This is a genomic window from Faecalibacillus faecis, assembly GCF_003024675.1.
Classification (GTDB): Bacteria; Bacillota_I; Bacilli_A; order Erysipelotrichales; family Coprobacillaceae; genus Faecalibacillus; species Faecalibacillus faecis.
The window spans coordinates 19,352-38,750 of record NZ_PYLP01000013.1 but is presented as its reverse complement, the minus strand read 5'-3'; the positions used below and the strand labels follow the sequence as shown (position 1 = coordinate 38,750).

Below are 19,399 nucleotides of genomic sequence, written 5' to 3'. Positions count from 1 at the left end.
CCGCATCCATTATAACAAAAAAAAGAACACTTTAAATAAAGTCGTGTTCCTTCAACCATAGTGTAATTCCATCATTGATAACATCTTGGCATACTTCATTTGCTACTGCTTTTGCTTCTGGAACTGCATTTCCCATAGCAACACCGGTATTTACCTCTTCTAACATTTCTAAGTCATTTCTTCCATCACCAAAAGCAATTGTATCTTGCATATCTTTATTTAAAGCTTCTACAAGTTTTTTAATTCCTACCGCTTTTGAAACACCTTTTAAAGTCAAATCAAAAGAATAACCTGTTTGATGTCTTTGGATATCAAAATAAGGTGATAACGTTTCTACTAAAACCGGAATATCCTCTTTAGAATTGATAACAATCATACCAATATAAGCTTCTATTTCTTGTGGATCAAAATCATCAATGATTGTTTCATCTTTCATTCCCCAATTTTTCGCAAATTCAACATGTCTTGGTTCATTTCGATCTAAAACATAAATAAAATCATTGCTTTCAAAATAAAAACTAAAATGATGTTCTTTTGATAATTTAATAGTTTCTTCAATTGCTTTTGCTGGAACAATTGCTTTATAAAGAGCTTTTCCTTTATATTCTACATAACCCCCATTACATGTGACATAGCCACTAAACGGATAATTCATAACTCCATCTGTTATAAAACATTTACATCTTCCCGTTGCCAAAAAGACATCATGTCCTTTTTCTTTTAAGACATCAAACGATTGTCTATTTGTTTTTGATATTTCATAAAGACCTTTATTACATTCAATTAATGTTCCATCAATATCAAAGAAAAATAATTTAGTCATTTTCTTCCTCCTAACAAAAAGACAAATGTATAAAACATTTGTCCTAGAATGCTTTTTCTAATGCAACTAATTCAATTTCCATAGGTGTTTGATTACCTAAAAAATCAATAAGAACTTTTGCATTTTCTTTTTCAAAATCAATTGATTCAACTGTTCCACTTTTACCAGCAAAAGGTCCTGAAATAACATTAACTTCATCACCAACAGCATAATCAATTTCAACAGCTGATGTAGAAATACCCATTTTCTTTAAAATAGGATCTAATTCATGTTTTTGAAGCGGGAAAGGTTTTGCTCCACCACCTGAAGAACCAATAAATCCAGATACTCCTGATGTATTACGTACAACGTACCACGCTTCATCAGTCATAACCATTTCTACAAGAACATATCCTGGGAACATATTTGTTACTTTATTAATTTTTTTACCATCTTTAATAATTGTTTCAACATGTTCTGGGATAATAATATTATATAAACAATCTTGTAATCCCATTGATTCAATACGTTTTTCTAAGTTTTCTTTTACTTTATTTTCATGACCATTGTATGTACAAACGACATACCATTGTCTACCTTCATCATTCATTCCTGCCATAATCTAATCCATCCCCAATGCTTTTAAAATAAATGCAATAACGGCATCTCCCCCGAAGAAGAATAATCCCATTACAAAAGTAAATACTAATACAACTACTGAATTATTAAATAATTCTTTTTTTGTTAACCAATGAACTTTTTTAATTTCTTCACGAATACCTTTTAAATTAAACCATTCTTTAAAACGTAATTCATGTTCTACTTCTTCAACTACTTCTGTCTCAGCTTTTTTACCAAACACGAGTCAACCTCCTTATTTCGTTTCTTTATGTAAAGTATGTTTACCACATCGTTTACAATATTTATTTAATTCTAATCTGTTTACATTTAATCTTTTATTTTTTGTCATTGTATAGTTTCTTGATAAACATTCACTACACACTAAAATGACTTTTTCCTTCATAATATCAACTCATTTCTATGCTACTATAATTTAGCATAAAAGAAATTCATAGTCAATCTTATTTACAACGTACTTTTTTTCGCAAGCGATAATGCGCATTATAAATACATTTAATATCGACACCAAGTATTTCTGCTATTTCTTTAAACTTATAGCCTAGTTGTAAATAATAAACAACCTCTTTTTCTAAAGGCGAAGCTTTCTTTTCTAAAACATCTAAAGATATTTGCTCTCGATTTTGAATCTCTAATTGACATTCTGGTCGATACGTTTTTTTGGTATCTGCAATGACGTTTTCTACTTTTATACTTGTTCCATAGATATTTTGATCTAAAGAAATTTTCTTTTTATCATCAAGATAACGAATTTTCCGATAAACCATTCTTTTTTTTGTACTTAATGAGGATTTAATTACATAGAAAAAGTAAGTACGCATAGAAGTATTTTTGTCAATGCGATAAGCTTCAAAAGCGTGAGAAAGTGAAATCATCATTTCTTGAAGCGAATCTTCTGAATATTCAATACCACTATCATAGCGATTTGCATAAGCATAAATAAATTTTCGATATTCACTTAATAATATTTCATAGGCCCTCATTGAACCCAAATGATATAAATAAATTAATTCTTGTTCATTGTACGCTATCATAGTTTATCCCCTTTCTTTTTATAAAGGGTGTCTTGAATTATATACTTGATAGAGAAGAACAGATGCTGCCACTGAAGCATTCAAGGAATTAACATGTCCTTCCATTGGTAAAACAACATTGATATCACAACTTTTCTTAACAAGACGTGACATACCAAAACCTTCCGAACCAATGACTAAAACAGTTGGCATATTGTAATCCACACTACGATAATCTTGGCTGTTTTCAAGTTCACAACCTACGATCCAGAATGACTTTTTCTTTAAATCTTCTAAAGTCCTTGTAAGATTTGTGACTTGTGCCACTTTGACATGATGAATCGCCCCTGTAGATACTTTAGCAACCGTTGCATTTAAACCTACGCTTCGATTTTTTCCAATAATGACACCATCAACACCAATAGCATCACATGTTCTTAATATTGCACCTAAATTGTGTGGATCTTCTAAACCATCAAGCATTAATAATAATGGTTGTTTCTCTGGTTGAATAGAATTTAAGATTTCATCTATTGAGTAATAACGATAATTTTCAATATAAGCCATTACCCCTTGATGAACAACTTTTCCAACTTTTTTATCAAATTCTTTTTTATCCACAAACTCTAAAGGAATTTGATTTCGTTTACATAAGTCAAAAATCTTTTGATCTTTATGCCCATTCAACATATAAATCTTATAAACACTCGCACCCTTTAATGCTTCCATGATAGGATTTTTTCCATATATATATTGTTTCATATTTTTCTCCATTTTTTGTCTCAAATTTGTGTCAAATTTCTTCATTTTCGAGTTCATTCACACGTTTTTTAAACTCATCAAAGATTTCGTAGATTCTCTCTTGTTGATTATTTAAATATAAATAACCAATTAGACATTCAAATCCTGTTGAATAACGATGTTCTTTCGAATCTCTTTTATTGGTTTTTGTATTTCTTCCCCTTTTAAAAATACCAACTTCTTTTTCTGTTAGAAAGTTTTGTTCTAAAATATACAAGATAAAATCTTCATGAGCTTTACTACTTACATAGTGTGTTGCTTTTTGATAGAGCTCATTTACTTTTTGTAGATCATTGTTAATAAGATACTCTCTTACCAAAAGTTCTAAAACACTATCACCTAAATAAGCAAGAACAAGCGGATTTATAAAGTCTGGATTCATTAAATAATTCCTTTCTTAATTAAAATATCACGATATTGATCTGCTTTTCCAAAGTCTTTTTCAACTTTTGCATCTAACCATTTTTTATAAGTAGCTAATTCTTCATCATCTAATTGTTTTGGTTTGAAAACAAAACCAATCACATCACACATTTTTAATAAAGTTTGATATTCTTTTGAAATAACAGTTGCATCTTTTTCTTTAACACGCATTACTTGATTTAATACTTTAACTTGATTTAAGATTTCAGTTAATGCTAAAGAAGTGTTTAAATCATCAGATAAAGCGTTCACCATACGATCTACTGTTTCCTTATTATAATCACTTTCTTTTAGATGATTAATTTGTAAATAAAGAGAAGTTTGTTTTAAAACATTTTCTACCTTAGCGACTTCTTTTTTAACTCCTTCAATAATTTCATTCGTCATATTTAAAGGATTACGATAATGACTTGATAACATAAACCATTTATACACATTACAACCAAGTTCTTTAATTAAATCTTTAGCCCAAATAACATTACCTAAAGATTTAGACATCTTTTCATTATTAATATTAATCATTTGATTATGCATCCATGTATCCGCAATTGGATGACCGTTAAGCGCTCTTGATTGTGCAATTTCATTTTCATGATGTGGAAATTTTAAATCTTGTCCTCCACCATGAATATCAATCCTACCATTTTCAAAAATATCATTGATCATAACAACACATTCTGTATGCCATCCTGGTCTACCTTTTGACCAAGGACTATCAAATTGAATACCTTCATCAGTCTTTTTCCATAAGGCGAAATCTGTAGATTCTTCTTTAACACCCTTATCTTCTACACGTTCACTTGCCCCAGCTACAAGATCTTCAATTTTAATTCCTGAAAGTTCACCGTATTCTTTTACTTTAGAAACCCTAAAATAAACATCTCCCTCAACTTCATAGGCATATCCTTTTTCTACAAGTTTTTCAATAAATGCAATAATTTGATCCATTGTTTCTGTAACACGTGGTGCATAAGTAGGAAATTCTAAGTTCAAATCTCTTCTTACATCTTCATAAGCTTTGATATATTTATCTGTTAATTCTTTTTCACTGATTCCTTCTTGTTTTGCGGCTTTAATGATTTTATCATCAACATCAGTAAAGTTAGAAACAAATGTTACTTTATTTCCTTGATATTCAAACGTTCTTCTTAAAACATCAAAAACAATCATTGGTCTTGTATTTCCAATATGAACATAGTTATATACTGTTGGTCCACATACATAAATACTTACTTCACCTTCTTTTAAAGGTTTAAACTCTTCTTTTTTATTTGTTAGTGTATTAAATAATTTCATAAGCTCCTCCTTCTAACAAAAAAAGCATTCACTATCTAGACACTAACGTGTTCTTCCACCAGATAGATGATGCTTTATGACGATCTTAACGCAATCAACGTTCTTTCTTTTCAAAAGACTCAAGTAAGTGCATTTCTATAAATTCATTTAGACAATTTCCACCCTCATGTCCTCTCTAAAAAATATCCTCTATATACTTCTCTTACCTATAATTTATTTTTATTGACTTCATTCTATCACAAAATAACAATTTTACAATCCTGATGTCTTCGTAAAAGACTCTAAATAAACAATCATTCTCTTATAATTCTTTTTAAAATCTTTACTGTTCGCTTCATATCCATAAATATAGGTACTTTGCTCATCAAAATACACTAAATGAATAAACTTCAAACCATTTTCCACATAATTTCCTTTATACTCATAACATTTTAAGCCACTTTCTAAAGCCGGTGTCTTCACTTCTAAAGAAGAAACACCTGAAGATTCTAATTCTCCTTTATAAAGTTCTGAAAGTTGAGTTGTATCATTATCATACTCGTTCTTTTCAACTTTATAAAACAAAACTTGATTTTCCTTTACAAAGCGTATTACTCCATCACTTTTATCTGTTTCGGATAATTGAAAATCATTAGGATAATAAAACGAAACACCTACCCCTGCTTCATATAACGTACCATCTTTATTTGTAGAAACCGTTTCATCCTTTTTCCCACAAGCAACTAATGAAACAACACAAATAAATACCATCATTACTTTTATTATGTTTTTCATGTCATCACCTCTTTTTAACATTTTACACAAGTTTTTCTCCTTTGACAACACCAGTCCAAGCCCAATTTGTTCCAAAAGAAAAAATCAGCCTTTATAAGCTGACTTATTCACTAAGTTTTTTAATAACATTCCATATTTCTGAATAACTTCCACTATTTTGACAAAGGTTACCATAAACATAACCATAACACATTGCAACACGAGCATCTTCATTCTTGCTATCTTTTACATTTCTCATTCTGTTATATCCATCTATAGTATACATAGCACGTGTTACATCTTCACCAGGTTTTGCACCATCTTTATTCCACAAATATCGATGTGACCATTTTTTCATCGTAGCACCATGGTTTACTATTATTATCTTTTTGATAAATTATACAGTAAACATTACTTGCCTCTTTAGAGGTTCCACCATAATAACTCGGTGCACCAATTCCATAAATCAAAACATAAGGCTTTGTATCTAAGTATTTTTGAATACTTTTATTTTGATTATCAGTAAGGTAGTAATTCGTACTACCTGTTTCATTGGTGACATCCTTCCCAATTTCACCAAAAGCCGCTGATTTTACAAATGTCACCTGTGATGCAATTAACGATTCTCTTAACTTTGCTAGTTCTCTCACTTCTTTTCATCTACATAACCAAACGTTGTTGGAACGGCTATGGCTGCAAGGATAGCAAGTATGACAAGTACAACAATAATTTCCACTAATGTAAATCCTCTTTTATTTTTTTCATAAATGCCTCCTTATATTTTACATGTATCATAGCTTATTATTGATTTTCATTCAAGAAAAAAGTATCGGTTTTACCGACACTTTTTATCTTAAAGCAACGAAGCAAATAAACGAATATATTGTTCTGCACTAGCATCCCAATCAAGTTTTTCTGCCATTGCTCTTTGAACCATGGCATCCCATGCTTCTGGGCAATCATAGAATGTATGCAATGCATAATCTATTGTATCCATCATTTCATGAGCATTGTAGTTATAGAAACTAAATCCTGTTCCTGTTCCTTCAAATTCATTATATGGTTGAACACTGTCAGCCAAGCCACCTGTTTCTCTTACAATAGGAATTGTTCCATATTTTAATGACATCATTTGTGATAAACCACATGGTTCAAACAGTGAAGGCATTAAGAACATGTCGCATCCAGCATAAATACGATTTGATAAAACAAAGTCATATTTACATTGGAAAGAAACTTTATCTTTGTGTTCCCAAGCAACACCTTTTAAAGCATCTTCATACATACGATCTCCTGATCCTAAGATAATAATTTGAACTCGTCTTTGACACATTGCTTCAAATTGATTAATAATCAAATCAAGTCCTTTTTGTTCTGTAAGTCTTGTAACAATACCGATTAAAGCAACTTTAGAATCTTCAGGTAATCCAACTTGTCTTTGTAAAGCAAGTTTATTTTCTAATTTACCTGTTTTTACAGAACGTGGTGAATATTTTTTCACAATTGTTTGATCTTTACTTGGATTGATCACATCATAATCAACACCATTTAAAATACCATAAAGATCATGTTTTCTCATTTCAAGAATCGATTGTAAACCTTCACCATATTGATCTGTCAATATTTCCCTTGCATAAGTAGGGGAAACTGTCGTAATAACATCACTATAGAAAATTGCCGCTTTCATCATATTTAAACATCCATCATTACGACAGTTACCGTTATAATAAAGATAGCTATCAAGTGCGAAAAACTCTTCTAAAATATGTGGATCAGCTTTACCTTGGTATAAAATATTGTGAATTGTGAATACAAGTTTAATATTTTGATAATAATCATAATAACAATATCTTTCCTTATAAAGCATCGCAATCATTGCTGTTTGCCAATCATTTAATTGTAAAACATCAGGTTTAATATTTAAATGACTAATTAATTCTAAGACTGCAAAATCAAAGAAAGCAAATCTTTCATAATCATCATCGTATCCATATAAACCAGGTCTACCAAAATATTGTTCATTATCAATGAAGTAGAAAGTGACACCATCAACTTCAGCTTTGAAAATACCACAATAACGTTTACGCCATCCCATATAGATATCAAAATTTGTTACGTATTCAATTTGATCAACAAATTTCATATCTTGGTATTTAGGAATAACAACAATACTTTCAACATCTTTCTTTGCTGTTTCCTTTGGTAATGAACCAATAACGTCAGCTAAGCCACCGGATTTAATAAAAGGAGTAGCTTCACTGGCAACATACATAACTCTCATTAAACACGATCTCCTTCTTTAATGTAAAGTGGATTATTTTCTGTTCCTTTTAATTCTAATTTTTTTTCAACTTTTGCACGTTTATCAATAATAACGTTTTCTAATACTGCATTTGGCGCAATCTTAGACCCTGAGAAAATAACACAGTTTTTGATAACTGCACCTTTTCCAATAATAACTTCACGACCAATAATACTATTTTCAATTGTACCATCAATAACTGTACCATTAGCAACGAATGATTTTTTCACTTTTGCATTTTCTAAGTATTTAGTTGGTGGTGTATCATTTGTATTTGTATAAATTGGCCAATTTGATTTAAAGACGCGTGAAGAAATATCGATATCCAACATTTCTAGTGAATATTTGAAATAAGCAGCTGTAGAATCTAAACAACGTGCATATCCTTTGTATTCATAAGTGTGAATTTGTTTTTCGTCACATAAATATCCTAAAATATCTTTTAAATCATAGAATGCAGAAATCTTATGTGCTTTTTTCATGATTTCTAATAACTCTTTTGTATTAATGACATAAGTTTCTAATGAAATATTTTGTCTTTTTCTTGTTCCTTTATTAATTGTTTTACCAGTTAATAAACCATCTTTATCGATGTCTAAAACATCACAACCAACCCAAGCAACATCAGCATCTTTTGCTTTACGATAAACCATTGTAATAGATGCTCCTGATTTTTCATGAGCTGTGATAACATCATTGTAATCCATTGTTGTAATAATATGCGCTGGAGCAATTACTACATAGTCTGAATTACTTGTTTCTAAGAAATGAATATTTTCAACTAAATTGTTGATATCATGATTGTATTTAGGATCGTTAGCATATTTTTCATTATAAAGTAATGAAACACCCCCAGCTTTTTGGTTGAAGTTCCATGAATTACCATTTCCTAAATGTTTAAATAATGAACGAGGTTTTTGTTGAATCATAACCCCTACTGCATCAATTTTTGAATTTGACATATTTGATAAAACAAAGTCAATAATTCCATAACGACCAAGGAAGCTTACAGAGGCCACTGGTCTTCTTTCTGTCAATCCTGCAAATTCTATATCTGAATGTAAGTTTACTAAACCAATAACTTTTGCCATCTTTACTTCCCCCTCTATCTACTATTATCGCTCACTAATTCAACTTCTTTAGCTTCTGAATTAATGACAGTACCAGCTTTAACAACTACATTTTCATCAATAATGGCTTTATATATTTCTGCACCTTCTTCTACAAGAACACCTGGCATTAATACAGAATCAACAACTTTTGCTCCTTCACCAACATTGACATTATTAAATAAAACAGATCCTTCTACTGTTCCATTTACCATACACCCTTGAGTTACAAGAGAATTTTTAACATCAGCCTTTTCACCGATAATTTGAGGTTTTCCTAAAGTATCTTCAGTATAGATTTTCCAATCTTTTTTGATATTATATAAATCTAAATCTTTGTCTTTAAGTAAGTCCATGTTTGCTTCCCATAAACTATCTACAGTACCAACATCTTTCCAATATCCATCAAATTCCCAAGCATAAAGTTTTTTATTGTCATTCAACATTGCTGGGATGATATTCATACCAAAGTCATGTTTACTATCTTTATCTTTTGCATCAGCAACTAAGTATTTACGTAATTGTTTGTAAGTAAAGATATAAATACCCATTGATGCTAAAGTTGATTTTGGATGTTCTGGTTTTTCTTCGAATTCATAGATAGTTCCATCATCATGAGCATTCATAATACCAAAACGACTTGCTTCTTTAAGTGATACATTTAATACTGCAATAGTAGCATCTGCACCACGTTGTTTATGTGCTTCTAACATTTGATCATATTCCATTTTATAAATATGGTCTCCTGATAAAATTAACACATATTCTGGGTCATAGCGATCTAAGAAATCTAAGTTTTGATAGATGGCATCGGCAGTACCAGCATACCATGTAGCTCCAACTTCATCTCTTTCACGTGCAGGTAAGATTGCAGCAAGTGAGTTTGCTCCATCCAATCCCCATTTTGTACCTGCTCCTACATAAGTTCCAAGTAATACAGATTCATATTGTGTAAGTACACCTACAATATCAATTCCTGAATTTGCACAGTTACTAAGAGGGAAGTCAATAATTCTATATTTTCCCCCAAAGTGAACTGCCGGTTTTGCGACTTTTGCTGTTAGTTCTTTTAAACGTGTTCCACGCCCTCCAGCTAAAATCATAGCGACAATTTCTTTTCCCATTTTTAACTCCTCCTATACAAAAATGTAAGCGCTTTAATCTATATAATTATCTTATCATAAATTCCTATATAATTCACGGAATTATTAAAGATTTTCATAAATATAGACTAAATTTTTAGGCTAATTTAATTGTACTCCTTTTTAAGCATAAATTGAAAGAATTATCATAAATTATTTTGAGGTGAAAACATGGCTAGAATTTCATATACCGAAAAAGAAGTCGAACTTTTAGCGAGATTGATAAAATCTGAAGCTTTAGGGGAGGGCGAAGAAGGGATGTTACTTGTAGGAAATGTCGTTGTCAATCGTGTTGTCGCAAATTGTGATATTTTTAGAAACGTAAGAACGTTAAGTGAAGTAATTTATCAAACAAATCAATTTGCTGGCGTAGGACAACCCCTTTTTAATGAACCCGTTAACCAAAGTGAAAAAGCCATTGCCTTACGTTGTATCAATGGCTATCGAAATGAACCTGCCACGAACGCCTTATGGTTTAAAAATCCTGGAACCAATGTTGAGTGTCCTGAAACCTTCTTTGGAAGATTTTCAGGAAGATATAAAAAACATTGTTTTTACAATCTAGGTTTAAAAGATAATTGTGATTTATAGGAGGCTTCTATGGATTATTTTGATGACTTAAATCCTTATCTAGTTAAAGAGGAAGAAATGCCAACTCGACAAGAAACACCCACGCCACCTGCTCAACCTGCTGAACAAACTTATGTCGAAAATATTTTAAGAGTTAATGTTGGTAAAAAAGGAACTTTTTATTTTAGTTATACAGGTTCTAAAGCATGGAATGATAAAATCTATACTGGAACCATTCAACAAGCAGGAAGGGATCATTTTATTATTGTAACTGAAACGGGACAAACAATTATGTTGCTTCTTGTCTACTTACTTTGGGCCGAATTTGGTGAACCTTTAGATTATCAACATAAAGTAAAATAAGTGCTTACGCACTTATTACATATTGACGAACTGTTGAAACAAAATGAAGTGATCCTGTCACAACAACATTTTTATGTTTTTCTTTCATTATTGAAATTGCTTCTTGATAAGAAATATGTCCTCCTTGACTTCTTTCATCTTCAAAATCAGCAAGCATTACATCATAATTCTTTAATAACTCCAACATTTTCGTTCCATCTTTATCTATTAAAGAACTAAAAACGATCCCTACATCTTCTAAATTTCTTTCCTTAATTGTTTGAATCAGAGCCATAATACCATTAATATTATGTGCGCCATCTAAATAAAGAGAACCAAATCGTTCAAAACGACAAGGCCATATAAAATGCTCAATAACGCTTTCAATATCTCCTCTTTTTAACTCTATTAAAGAAGAAACAACATGTAAAGCAAGTAAAAGATTATCCACTTGATAAGATGGTAAGTAAAGAAGATAATCATTTTCTTTAAAAGAAATAGGATAAGGATAGTGATGACTATCCGGAATTTCTACATGATAAAAAGTACTTTGTTTTTCTTTACACACTTTTTGAAAATAAGTTAAAATCTCTTGATTTTTCTCTGTTGTAAATAAAGGAACTCTTTCTTTGATAATTCCTGCTTTATGACAAGCTATGTCTAATAGGGTATTTCCTAACATAAATTGATGATCATAGCCAATATTTGTGATTACCGCAATCTTGCTTTGAATTACATTCGTTTTATCATTAAGTCCACCTATTCCACATTCAATAACATGATAATCTAAATCAAGCTCATTGAAATAAGAAAGCATAATAAGGGTATCTATTTCAAACATTGAAAGATGTTCTTTTTCTATGATTGGATAAAGTTGATTAATAAGTCTTAATAAATCCAAATCACTGATTGGTTTTCCATCAACCGCTATTCTTTCATTATGTTTAATAATATAAGGTGAGGTAAAAGTTCCTACATGATAACCTTGTGTCATTAATAAGTCTTTAATAAAAGTTACAGTCGATCCTTTTCCATTTGTTCCTGCAACATGAATCACATTTTTTAAATTCACATTAAAATGATAGCGATCTACAATCTTTTGAAAGTCTTCAAAAGAACGTTTTACTCTTTGTGATTCAATAAAAGATAAAGCTTCTTTAATTGTCTTAAACATTAGGGATACTCCAATCAATTGGTGTCATCCCATTTTTAATTAAAAACTCATTTGTTTTAGAAAAAGGACGTGAACCAAAGAAACCACGATAAGCCGATAACGGAGAAGGATGAACGCTTGTTAAAACAAGATGTCTTGAATCAATGTATTTTTTCTTTTCAATCGCATTCTTTCCCCAAAGAATAAAGACCAGTGGTTTTTCTCTTTCATTTAAATAATGCACGACATTTAAAGTAAAGGTTTCCCAACCAAGTCCTTTATGTGAATTTGCTTTTCCTTTTTCTACCGTTAAAACATTGTTAAGTAATAAAACACCTTGTTTTGCCCAATATGTCAAATCACCATGATTTGGAATAGGCAATCCTAAATCATCATGAATCTCTTTATAAATATTGACAAGACTTGGCGGAATACGCACATCTTTGGTAACAGAAAAAGCAAGTCCATTAGCTTGATGAGGTTCATGATAAGGATCTTGTCCTAAAATCACAACTTTGACGTCATCAAAATTGCAAAGATTTAATGCTCTAAAAATCTGTTGTTTTGGTGGATAAATTGTTTTTGTTTGATATTCTTGATCAATAATTTTATGTAATTTTTGATAATATTCTTTTTGTGATTCAATTTCTACAATCGTTTTAAATCTATTCATGATTTTCTCCTAAAATAAATTTTTCAACAACTTCACTTACTGCCCCTTCATCATAATCTTTTTCAGTAACATATTGAGCAAGTTCTTTAATATCATCATTTGCACAAGCCACAGCACAACCAAGTTTTGCAGTTTTAATCATTTCAACATCATTATAATTATCACCAATACCAATGGTTTCATCCATATCATAGCCTAGATAATTTACAAGCCAACGCATTCCATAGCCTTTATCGACACCCTTAGTATTCATTTCCATATAACGACCACTTGAAAAAGCTACACTACATGTTTCTTTTATGCTTTGTGGTAATTTTGTTTCTAAACTTTTTAAAAAGTCCATATCTCTTTTTTCATAAAGAATCTTCGCAATCTTTTCATCCTTTAAAAAATCTAAATTATAATCTTCAATTACTTCAAACTTTGCTTTTTGAGCTATTTTTCTTTCAATTTCATTTTCATCCGCATGGAAGATATAACAACAATCCAATGTAAAAACAAGTACACATACATCTAAATTTCTAGCATTTTCAAATATTTTTTTAGCTATATCAAATTCAAGTCCTTTAAAATGAAGTATTTTATTATTTTTATTTTCTACAATCAATCCGCCATTAAAGCATAGAGAATATTCTTCCTCTTGATCATAGGTTCCAATTTCCTTTAAAATCTCAGGAATCATATTAAAAGCTCTTCCTGTACAAGGAACAAACTTTAATCCCTTTTCTCTTGCTTTGAAAATAGCTTCTTGATTCACTTTTGGTACATGATGATTTACTAATAAAGTTTCATCTAAATCCGAAAACATGATACGATACATATTACTTTCCTCCATAAAACATTTTTAAAAAGATCGGTACTCTTTGAGACCAATGATATTCACTGTGTTTTCCTTCAGGAAAATAACGATATTGAAAATCCTTCAATTTCCCCTCTACACATTTTTTAATATGTTCATTACTTGAAACATATCTTTCATCATCTTCTTGTCCACCGACATCCATATACAACATATTATGACTTATTGCTGTGACTTTCAATAAATTTACGAATTCTTGTTCATAAATCCAAAAAGCACTTGAAAGTATAGCGCACTTTTTAATAATCGTTGGATATCTTAAAAAGGCATAAAACGAAATAAGTGCTCCCATGGAGCTTCCAACAATTCCATAATCATCTATTTTTGTAGGAAATCTTTGATCTATGTATGGTTTCAATTCAGTCGTTAGAAAATGAACATAAGCTTTTCCTTCTCCACCTACTAAACGATTTGATTGAAATTCTTGTGACAGATCTTGTGACATGACCCATGGTCCATATTCATCTTCTCTTTTTAAAGGTTCAAAGTTACAATAAATTGCCACTAAAATAACATCAATTTGTAATTTTTTTATACTTTCAAGAAATCCCCAACTTTTACCAATATAAGCTTCTTCATCAAAGAACGCATTTTGTCCATCATTAATAAATAAAACAGGATATCTTTTTTTAGATGTTAGATAATCATCGGGTACATAAATAATAATATCTCTTTCTCTTTTCAAAGATTTCATTTCTATTTTTTCTTTTATAATCATACAACTTCTCCTAATAAAAAAATAAGCAATTCGCTTATTTTTCTTGATCTATATCTGGTAAGATGACAACTTGTTCACCATCTCTTGTAAAAACATAATTTTCTCGTGCATATCGTGTTACATAATCATCATCATTTAAAAGTTCAACTTCGTTTTCAAGTTCTTTTTTCTCTTTTTTGACCGCAGCTACTTCATTTTCGAGTTTTTTTATATCATCTTGACGAGAAAAAGCGGCCATTGCTTGTGATAATAAGATGTACATTAAAAAGCATCCAATTAAGATATAAGCTGTTGGTTTATATGTTTTTCTTAATCTTTTTTTTGACATCTTTTCACCCTCTTCTTTATAGACCTCATTATAGCATTAAACCTCAAAAAAACAAAGCGGATAGGAAAAAATACATAATCTATTGCTTTGTTTATATAATAAATGACAATCATCATTTGTTGGTGCATATAATTTTGATAAATAATTAAACCAAATAATAAAGCTACTAAAAAATAAAAACGCAAAACACCTTCATTTATAAAAAATAGACCCGTAAAATAGATACCAGCAAATAAAATCCCACAACAAATCTGCAGAAAGTAACGTAGATACTTGAACTTAATCTTGACGAGATTACTATAAATAAGATGATACATAAAGGTAAAGACAATCCCGTAGACAAATGAATAGCCTATTCCCTGTATTTGTGTAACTAAATCCATTATTTCAAGAGTTTATTCAACATTGTATCTTTTCCTTTTGTCATCTTTTTATTAGATAAATAAGAAAGACCATCAATATTTCCTTTAATACTTACTTCCTTTTTTTCTTGATCAAAGCGTACCAACGCTAAATCTGTTCCTTTAATATTTAAGTAACCTAATGATGTTTCAATTAGAAATTCTAATGAATCAAAACTTTCTATTTTTTTAATACCTGTAAGTTCCAATGTTTTACGATCCTTTAAATAAACATGATGATAAGGTGTTTGTTCAAAATGTATTTGATTATCCATATATCTCCCTCCCCTAAAGTATATGAAAAAAGAGAATATTTAACACTCACTCTTTTAATCATTTTTGTGTTCATTTCCTTATATTTTCATAAAGAAACTAACAACTTTTTTCATCTCATCTATTCTATGTTTTATTTCGTCTAAATTCTCATCATTTAACAACTTATCAAAGATTTCATCATATTGTTTTTCGGTAAGACTTTCTAACCAACTTGTATCTTCATTTGGGTATTTCTTTTGAGAAAATTTTACGACTTGTTCTGCCTTTCCTTCAACCCTTCCACGAACCAATCCTTTTGCTTCTCCATCATAATAATGTGCTTTCTTATCAAACTCTGCTTTTTCATAGACCCAAGCTTCTTCTCTTAGATTCATATCTTCCATAAACTTATCATATTTATTTTTCATGATTCGTCCCACCTTTGTTAGGTTTATTCTATTACACTTACTTCCTTTTTCAATCAGATAACTTAACTCTTCTAAATCATCTAAATTGTCTTTCCCTTTTTCCTCAATGATTCGATCAATTTCCTTTAAAAATATATAATAGACATGATATAGACTTCCTTTATCATCATGATATTTTTTATCTAATGAAGCGTATTCTCTTATCAATTCATGATGTTCTTGTTCTTCATCATTAAATAAGGCAATTTGATAAACAGGTTGCAGTTTTCGATAATCATCTCCACTTTCTATTTGTGAAGCAATGTTTTTAAAGACATAGAATTGAAGTCTTTTATGCAAGCTTTCAAAGATTCCTTGTGATTGAACTTCAATGTTGATAAACTCTCCTTCTTCTGTTTGTACTCTTACATCTAAAATTGATTTTTCTCTCCATAACGACTTGGTATTAATTCAGAATTCACCACATGAAGTTCTTTACATCTTATTGGTGTCACAGTTTCAATGATGGTTTTTAATAAATACATGCAATCTTGATCTTCATTGTTGTAGACGAAATACTTGAATAATAGATCATTATAAAATGGTATATTAATTTCTTCATTCATTTTCTTTTCCTCCTATAAGTATATTCGTCACCCTTCTTCATTTTTTCTTCAAAAAATGAAAAAAAGATAGAAAATAATCTATCTTTTTTAAAGTTCATTTGTTTCTTTTCTTTTTTCATCAACAATTTCATAAAGCATCGTACTTTCATCTTTTAAAACATGTTCTTTTAAAAGATTTACTTTTACTGTAAGAATTGTTCTACCAAATTCAATTTCAATAATATCGCCAACCTTTAACTTTGTTGAAGGTTTAGCTACTTTACCATTGACTTTAACACGTTCACTTTGTGAAATTTCTTTTGATAAAGTACGTCTTTTAATAATTCTTGATACTTTTAAAAATTTATCTAATCTCATCTTACTCACTCATAACAGCTGTAATTGCTGGAACGACTTGTTTTTTACGAGAAATAACACCTTCTAATGTTCCTTGACGATCTGTTAATTGAACATTAAATGCTTTTTCTACTAATTCTGGACGTGGTCCACCAACAAAGATTTCACTGTTAGCGTTGATAATATCTGTAAGTAATAATAACGTAAATTCTAAGTTATTATCTTCCGCAAATTTATTCATATAGTCTAACATATCTTTTTTGTATGGTAAGAATCCTTCGATATCCATTGAGTTTACTTGTGCAACCCCAACTTGTAAGTTATCAAAGCTGAATTTTTTGAAGTCTTGATTAAAAATTTCATCTACAGTTTTACCTACTAAAGAAGTTCCCGCTTTAAACATTTCCATTGCAAATTCTTGAATATCCACACCAGCAATTTCAGCTAATTTTTTCGCAATTTTTGTATCTACTGGTGTACATGTTGGTGATTTGAATAATAATGTATCGGAAACAACCGCCCCTAATAATAATCCAGCAATATGGCTTGGCATTTCAACATCTTGTTCTTCAAACATTCTAGTCACAATTGTTGCTGTTGAACCTAAAGGTTCCCCTCTAAATAATAATGGTCCAACTGTTTGAATATCAGCAACTCTGTGGTGATCGACGATTTCTAAGATATCAGCTTCTTCGATACCAGGAATAGATTGACCTCTTTCATTGTGGTCTACTAAAATAACTTTTTTTCTTAATCCTTTTAATAAAGCAAAACGTGAGATACTTCCTACACAACGATTATTTAAATCGATAACTGGATATCCACGATATCTTGTTTCAGACATAACTTCTTTCATGTAATCTAAAGTATCATCTGTTGAGAATGTTTTAATATCTCCTTTAATCATCACATATTCAACTGGAACTGCTTGAACAATTTGTTGAGATGTTTGATATGTGTTAAATGGTGTTGAAACAATTGAAATTCCTTGTTCCTTACATTTATTTACAACGTGTTCATTTGAAGTTAAAGAACCAGTTAAAATGATTAATGATGGCTTAACTGAAATAAGTTCTTCTAAATCATCACTTCTATCTCCACCTACAATCACAACATCATTTTCATGAATACGTTTTTTAGCTTCATTTCCTGACATTGCTGCAATGTGAATATCTCCATTAATTACTTTTAAAGCTTCATTTAAATAAATAACATTTGCTTCTAATGTATCAATAACATTTTCAACTGGAGTTTTAGCTTTCTTTAATACTTCACTATCCCATTGATCCATATATCCTTCAATAATATTAGAAGTAGATAAAAGACCTAATAATTGACCATGTTCATCTAAAATAGGTGCAGATTTTAAATTTTGTTGTTTTAATAAAAACCATGCTGTTTTTAAAGTTAAATCTTTAGAAAAAACAGTCACTTTATCATAATTTAAATCTTCTACTTTTTGTTTTACAGTTTTTAATAAAACTGGATGTTCTACTCCAAAACGTTTTAAAACATATTCTGTCTCACGATTGACTTCCCCTAAACGTACAGGAACTGCATTATATTTATTTGTCGCATTTAATAAATAACTATATGCAATTGCTGAACAAATACTATCTGTATCTGGATTTTTATGTCCACTTACATAAACAATTTCACTCATTTAATTTCTCCTTTATACATTTTTCTTTAAGTAACGATACACTGTTGGTTCCGATACTGCAAGTTTTTCTGCCACTAAAACAATAGCACCTTTTACCTTAAATGTCCCTTTTTCTTGTAAATATTTTACAACTTTTATTTTTTCATCAACATTTAATCTTTCCGCTAAGAAATAACTTGGGAATCCCATTTTTTCTAAACATTCTTTAATATACATATCAATCATTTCATCTAATGGTGATGATAAGATTTCAACTGGGTTATCCATTTTAAATTCAATATCTTTTTCTTCTTTAATTCCTAAGATTTTTTTAATTGTTGATGTTAAATATTCTAAATCAGAAATATTGACATTAATACATAACATACCAACAGGCATTTCACGACCTTCTTCTTTAATAAAATAAGTCGCAGCTCTCATTAATTTACCATCATTTCCTACTGTTTTATAGTTCATAACATAATCATGATCTAAATATTGTTTTTCTTCTAAATAATGTAATGATAAATTTGACAACTTCGCACCAACTTCTCTTCCTGAAATTGGATTATTTGAAATAGCTACGATCTCTTGATCTTTTGATGTTAAATCATGTAAAGCTACTTCGCAATTATCTCCTAGTGCAGCACTTAAAAAATCAACAAGCTTTGCATAAGGTTCTAAACTTTTGTACATATTTTTTCTTCCTCATTTCCTTATTATTATGATAATAATTCATATCTATATATTATCACGATAATAATTCATAAACAACAATTATTATTATAATAAAAAAGAGCATCTTTGTT

29 protein-coding genes are annotated in these 19,399 nt (G+C 30.0%); 2 read left to right on the top strand and 27 right to left on the bottom strand.

Annotated elements, in window-relative coordinates; translation table 11 throughout:
• Window positions 1-31: 31 nt before the first annotated feature.
• The 15 genes from C7U55_RS09640 to C7U55_RS09575 form a co-directional block, all read right to left on the bottom strand.
• Window positions 32-823 (bottom strand): HAD family hydrolase, encoded by a 792-nt coding sequence (locus C7U55_RS09640; RefSeq protein WP_106988392.1) that lies wholly within the window; start codon window positions 821-823, stop codon window positions 32-34.
• Between the two features lie 43 nt (window positions 824-866).
• Entirely contained in the window at window positions 867-1,421 is a 555-nt protein-coding gene (nusG, locus tag C7U55_RS09635; protein ID WP_048924694.1) for a transcription termination/antitermination protein NusG, read from the bottom strand.
• A 3-nt stretch (window positions 1,422-1,424) separates the two neighbouring features.
• Window positions 1,425-1,664, bottom strand: a complete 240-nt coding sequence (secE, locus tag C7U55_RS09630; protein WP_048924695.1) for a preprotein translocase subunit SecE — start codon at window positions 1,662-1,664, stop codon at window positions 1,425-1,427.
• 12 nt (window positions 1,665-1,676) lie between these two features.
• Window positions 1,677-1,826 (bottom strand): 50S ribosomal protein L33, encoded by a 150-nt coding sequence (rpmG, locus tag C7U55_RS09625; RefSeq protein WP_048924696.1) that lies wholly within the window; start codon window positions 1,824-1,826, stop codon window positions 1,677-1,679.
• A gap of 58 nt (window positions 1,827-1,884) precedes the next feature.
• A complete protein-coding gene (locus tag C7U55_RS09620; RefSeq protein ID WP_106988391.1) occupies window positions 1,885-2,475 on the bottom strand; it encodes a sigma-70 family RNA polymerase sigma factor in 591 nt (196 codons plus the stop codon).
• 18 nt (window positions 2,476-2,493) lie between these two features.
• Window positions 2,494-3,216 (bottom strand): 23S rRNA (guanosine(2251)-2'-O)-methyltransferase RlmB, encoded by a 723-nt coding sequence (gene rlmB / locus C7U55_RS09615; RefSeq protein ID WP_106988390.1) that lies wholly within the window; start codon window positions 3,214-3,216, stop codon window positions 2,494-2,496.
• Window positions 3,217-3,247: 31 nt separating this feature from the next.
• Window positions 3,248-3,637: a Mini-ribonuclease 3 gene (locus tag C7U55_RS09610; RefSeq protein ID WP_106988389.1), complete on the bottom strand. Its 390-nt coding sequence runs from the start codon at window positions 3,635-3,637 to the stop codon at window positions 3,248-3,250.
• Complete coding sequence (cysS, locus tag C7U55_RS09605) at window positions 3,637-4,974, bottom strand: cysteine--tRNA ligase (RefSeq protein ID WP_106988388.1); 1,338 nt, start codon at window positions 4,972-4,974, stop codon at window positions 3,637-3,639. Before cysS ends, C7U55_RS09610 begins: the two co-directional genes overlap by 1 nt.
• Window positions 4,975-5,226: 252 nt before the next feature.
• A complete protein-coding gene (locus C7U55_RS09600; RefSeq protein WP_146139617.1) occupies window positions 5,227-5,748 on the bottom strand; it encodes a hypothetical protein in 522 nt (173 codons plus the stop codon).
• 103 nt (window positions 5,749-5,851) lie between these two features.
• Window positions 5,852-6,085: a hypothetical protein gene (locus C7U55_RS09595; RefSeq protein ID WP_106988386.1), complete on the bottom strand. Its 234-nt coding sequence runs from the start codon at window positions 6,083-6,085 to the stop codon at window positions 5,852-5,854.
• Window positions 6,051-6,377: a hypothetical protein gene (locus C7U55_RS09590; protein WP_164488718.1), complete on the bottom strand. Its 327-nt coding sequence runs from the start codon at window positions 6,375-6,377 to the stop codon at window positions 6,051-6,053. The genes C7U55_RS09595 and C7U55_RS09590 overlap by 35 nt, the downstream gene beginning before the upstream one ends.
• Complete coding sequence (locus C7U55_RS13980) at window positions 6,374-6,496, bottom strand: type IV pilin protein (protein ID WP_164488719.1); 123 nt, start codon at window positions 6,494-6,496, stop codon at window positions 6,374-6,376. The genes C7U55_RS09590 and C7U55_RS13980 overlap by 4 nt, the downstream gene beginning before the upstream one ends.
• Window positions 6,497-6,580: 84 nt before the next feature.
• On the bottom strand, window positions 6,581-8,008 hold the full coding sequence (gene glgA / locus C7U55_RS09585) for a glycogen synthase GlgA (protein ID WP_106988385.1): 1,428 nt from the start codon (window positions 8,006-8,008) through the stop codon (window positions 6,581-6,583).
• Window positions 8,008-9,120: a glucose-1-phosphate adenylyltransferase subunit GlgD gene (gene glgD / locus C7U55_RS09580; protein ID WP_048924704.1), complete on the bottom strand. Its 1,113-nt coding sequence runs from the start codon at window positions 9,118-9,120 to the stop codon at window positions 8,008-8,010. Before glgD ends, glgA begins: the two co-directional genes overlap by 1 nt.
• Window positions 9,121-9,134: 14 nt before the next feature.
• Window positions 9,135-10,262 carry a glucose-1-phosphate adenylyltransferase gene (locus tag C7U55_RS09575; protein WP_048924705.1) on the bottom strand — a complete coding sequence of 376 codons (1,128 nt, stop codon included), beginning with the start codon at window positions 10,260-10,262 and terminating at the stop codon, window positions 9,135-9,137.
• A 189-nt stretch (window positions 10,263-10,451) separates the two neighbouring features.
• On the opposite strand from C7U55_RS09575, the gene C7U55_RS09570 reads away from it, so the two are divergent.
• Complete coding sequence (locus tag C7U55_RS09570) at window positions 10,452-10,871, top strand: cell wall hydrolase (RefSeq protein WP_106988384.1); 420 nt, start codon at window positions 10,452-10,454, stop codon at window positions 10,869-10,871.
• A 9-nt stretch (window positions 10,872-10,880) separates the two neighbouring features.
• Window positions 10,881-11,213 (top strand): spore coat protein GerQ, encoded by a 333-nt coding sequence (locus C7U55_RS09565; protein ID WP_106988383.1) that lies wholly within the window; start codon window positions 10,881-10,883, stop codon window positions 11,211-11,213.
• Window positions 11,214-11,217: 4 nt separating this feature from the next.
• Here the strand turns inward: C7U55_RS09565 and C7U55_RS09560 are convergent, their stop codons facing one another.
• From C7U55_RS09560 to C7U55_RS09505, 12 genes are all read right to left on the bottom strand, one after another.
• Window positions 11,218-12,366, bottom strand: coding sequence for a bifunctional folylpolyglutamate synthase/dihydrofolate synthase (locus C7U55_RS09560; protein ID WP_106988382.1), 1,149 nt, complete (start codon window positions 12,364-12,366; stop codon window positions 11,218-11,220).
• Window positions 12,359-13,018 carry a uracil-DNA glycosylase gene (locus tag C7U55_RS09555; protein WP_106988381.1) on the bottom strand — a complete coding sequence of 220 codons (660 nt, stop codon included), beginning with the start codon at window positions 13,016-13,018 and terminating at the stop codon, window positions 12,359-12,361. Before C7U55_RS09555 ends, C7U55_RS09560 begins: the two co-directional genes overlap by 8 nt.
• Window positions 13,011-13,838 (bottom strand): Cof-type HAD-IIB family hydrolase, encoded by an 828-nt coding sequence (locus C7U55_RS09550; RefSeq protein WP_106988380.1) that lies wholly within the window; start codon window positions 13,836-13,838, stop codon window positions 13,011-13,013. Before C7U55_RS09550 ends, C7U55_RS09555 begins: the two co-directional genes overlap by 8 nt.
• Window position 13,839: 1 nt before the next feature.
• Complete coding sequence (locus C7U55_RS09545) at window positions 13,840-14,595, bottom strand: alpha/beta hydrolase (protein ID WP_106988379.1); 756 nt, start codon at window positions 14,593-14,595, stop codon at window positions 13,840-13,842.
• A 34-nt stretch (window positions 14,596-14,629) separates the two neighbouring features.
• A complete protein-coding gene (locus C7U55_RS09540) occupies window positions 14,630-14,923 on the bottom strand; it encodes a septum formation initiator family protein (RefSeq protein WP_048924710.1) in 294 nt (97 codons plus the stop codon).
• Complete coding sequence (gene yabQ, locus C7U55_RS14255) at window positions 14,905-15,306, bottom strand: spore cortex biosynthesis protein YabQ (protein WP_106988378.1); 402 nt, start codon at window positions 15,304-15,306, stop codon at window positions 14,905-14,907. The genes C7U55_RS09540 and yabQ overlap by 19 nt, the downstream gene beginning before the upstream one ends.
• A complete protein-coding gene (gene yabP, locus C7U55_RS09530) occupies window positions 15,306-15,599 on the bottom strand; it encodes a sporulation protein YabP (RefSeq protein WP_048924712.1) in 294 nt (97 codons plus the stop codon). Before yabP ends, yabQ begins: the two co-directional genes overlap by 1 nt.
• Before the next feature lie 78 nt (window positions 15,600-15,677).
• Window positions 15,678-16,379 (bottom strand): PD-(D/E)XK nuclease family transposase, encoded by a 702-nt coding sequence (locus C7U55_RS09525; protein WP_238046899.1) that lies wholly within the window; start codon window positions 16,377-16,379, stop codon window positions 15,678-15,680.
• A gap of 38 nt (window positions 16,380-16,417) precedes the next feature.
• On the bottom strand, window positions 16,418-16,612 hold the full coding sequence (locus C7U55_RS09520; RefSeq protein ID WP_106988376.1) for a hypothetical protein: 195 nt from the start codon (window positions 16,610-16,612) through the stop codon (window positions 16,418-16,420).
• An 87-nt stretch (window positions 16,613-16,699) separates the two neighbouring features.
• On the bottom strand, window positions 16,700-16,969 hold the full coding sequence (locus tag C7U55_RS09515; protein ID WP_106988375.1) for an RNA-binding S4 domain-containing protein: 270 nt from the start codon (window positions 16,967-16,969) through the stop codon (window positions 16,700-16,702).
• A gap of 1 nt (window position 16,970) precedes the next feature.
• Window positions 16,971-18,611 carry a putative manganese-dependent inorganic diphosphatase gene (locus tag C7U55_RS09510; RefSeq protein ID WP_106988374.1) on the bottom strand — a complete coding sequence of 547 codons (1,641 nt, stop codon included), beginning with the start codon at window positions 18,609-18,611 and terminating at the stop codon, window positions 16,971-16,973.
• 12 nt (window positions 18,612-18,623) lie between these two features.
• Window positions 18,624-19,286 carry a helix-turn-helix transcriptional regulator gene (locus C7U55_RS09505; RefSeq protein ID WP_106988373.1) on the bottom strand — a complete coding sequence of 221 codons (663 nt, stop codon included), beginning with the start codon at window positions 19,284-19,286 and terminating at the stop codon, window positions 18,624-18,626.
• Window positions 19,287-19,399: the final 113 nt, after the last annotated feature.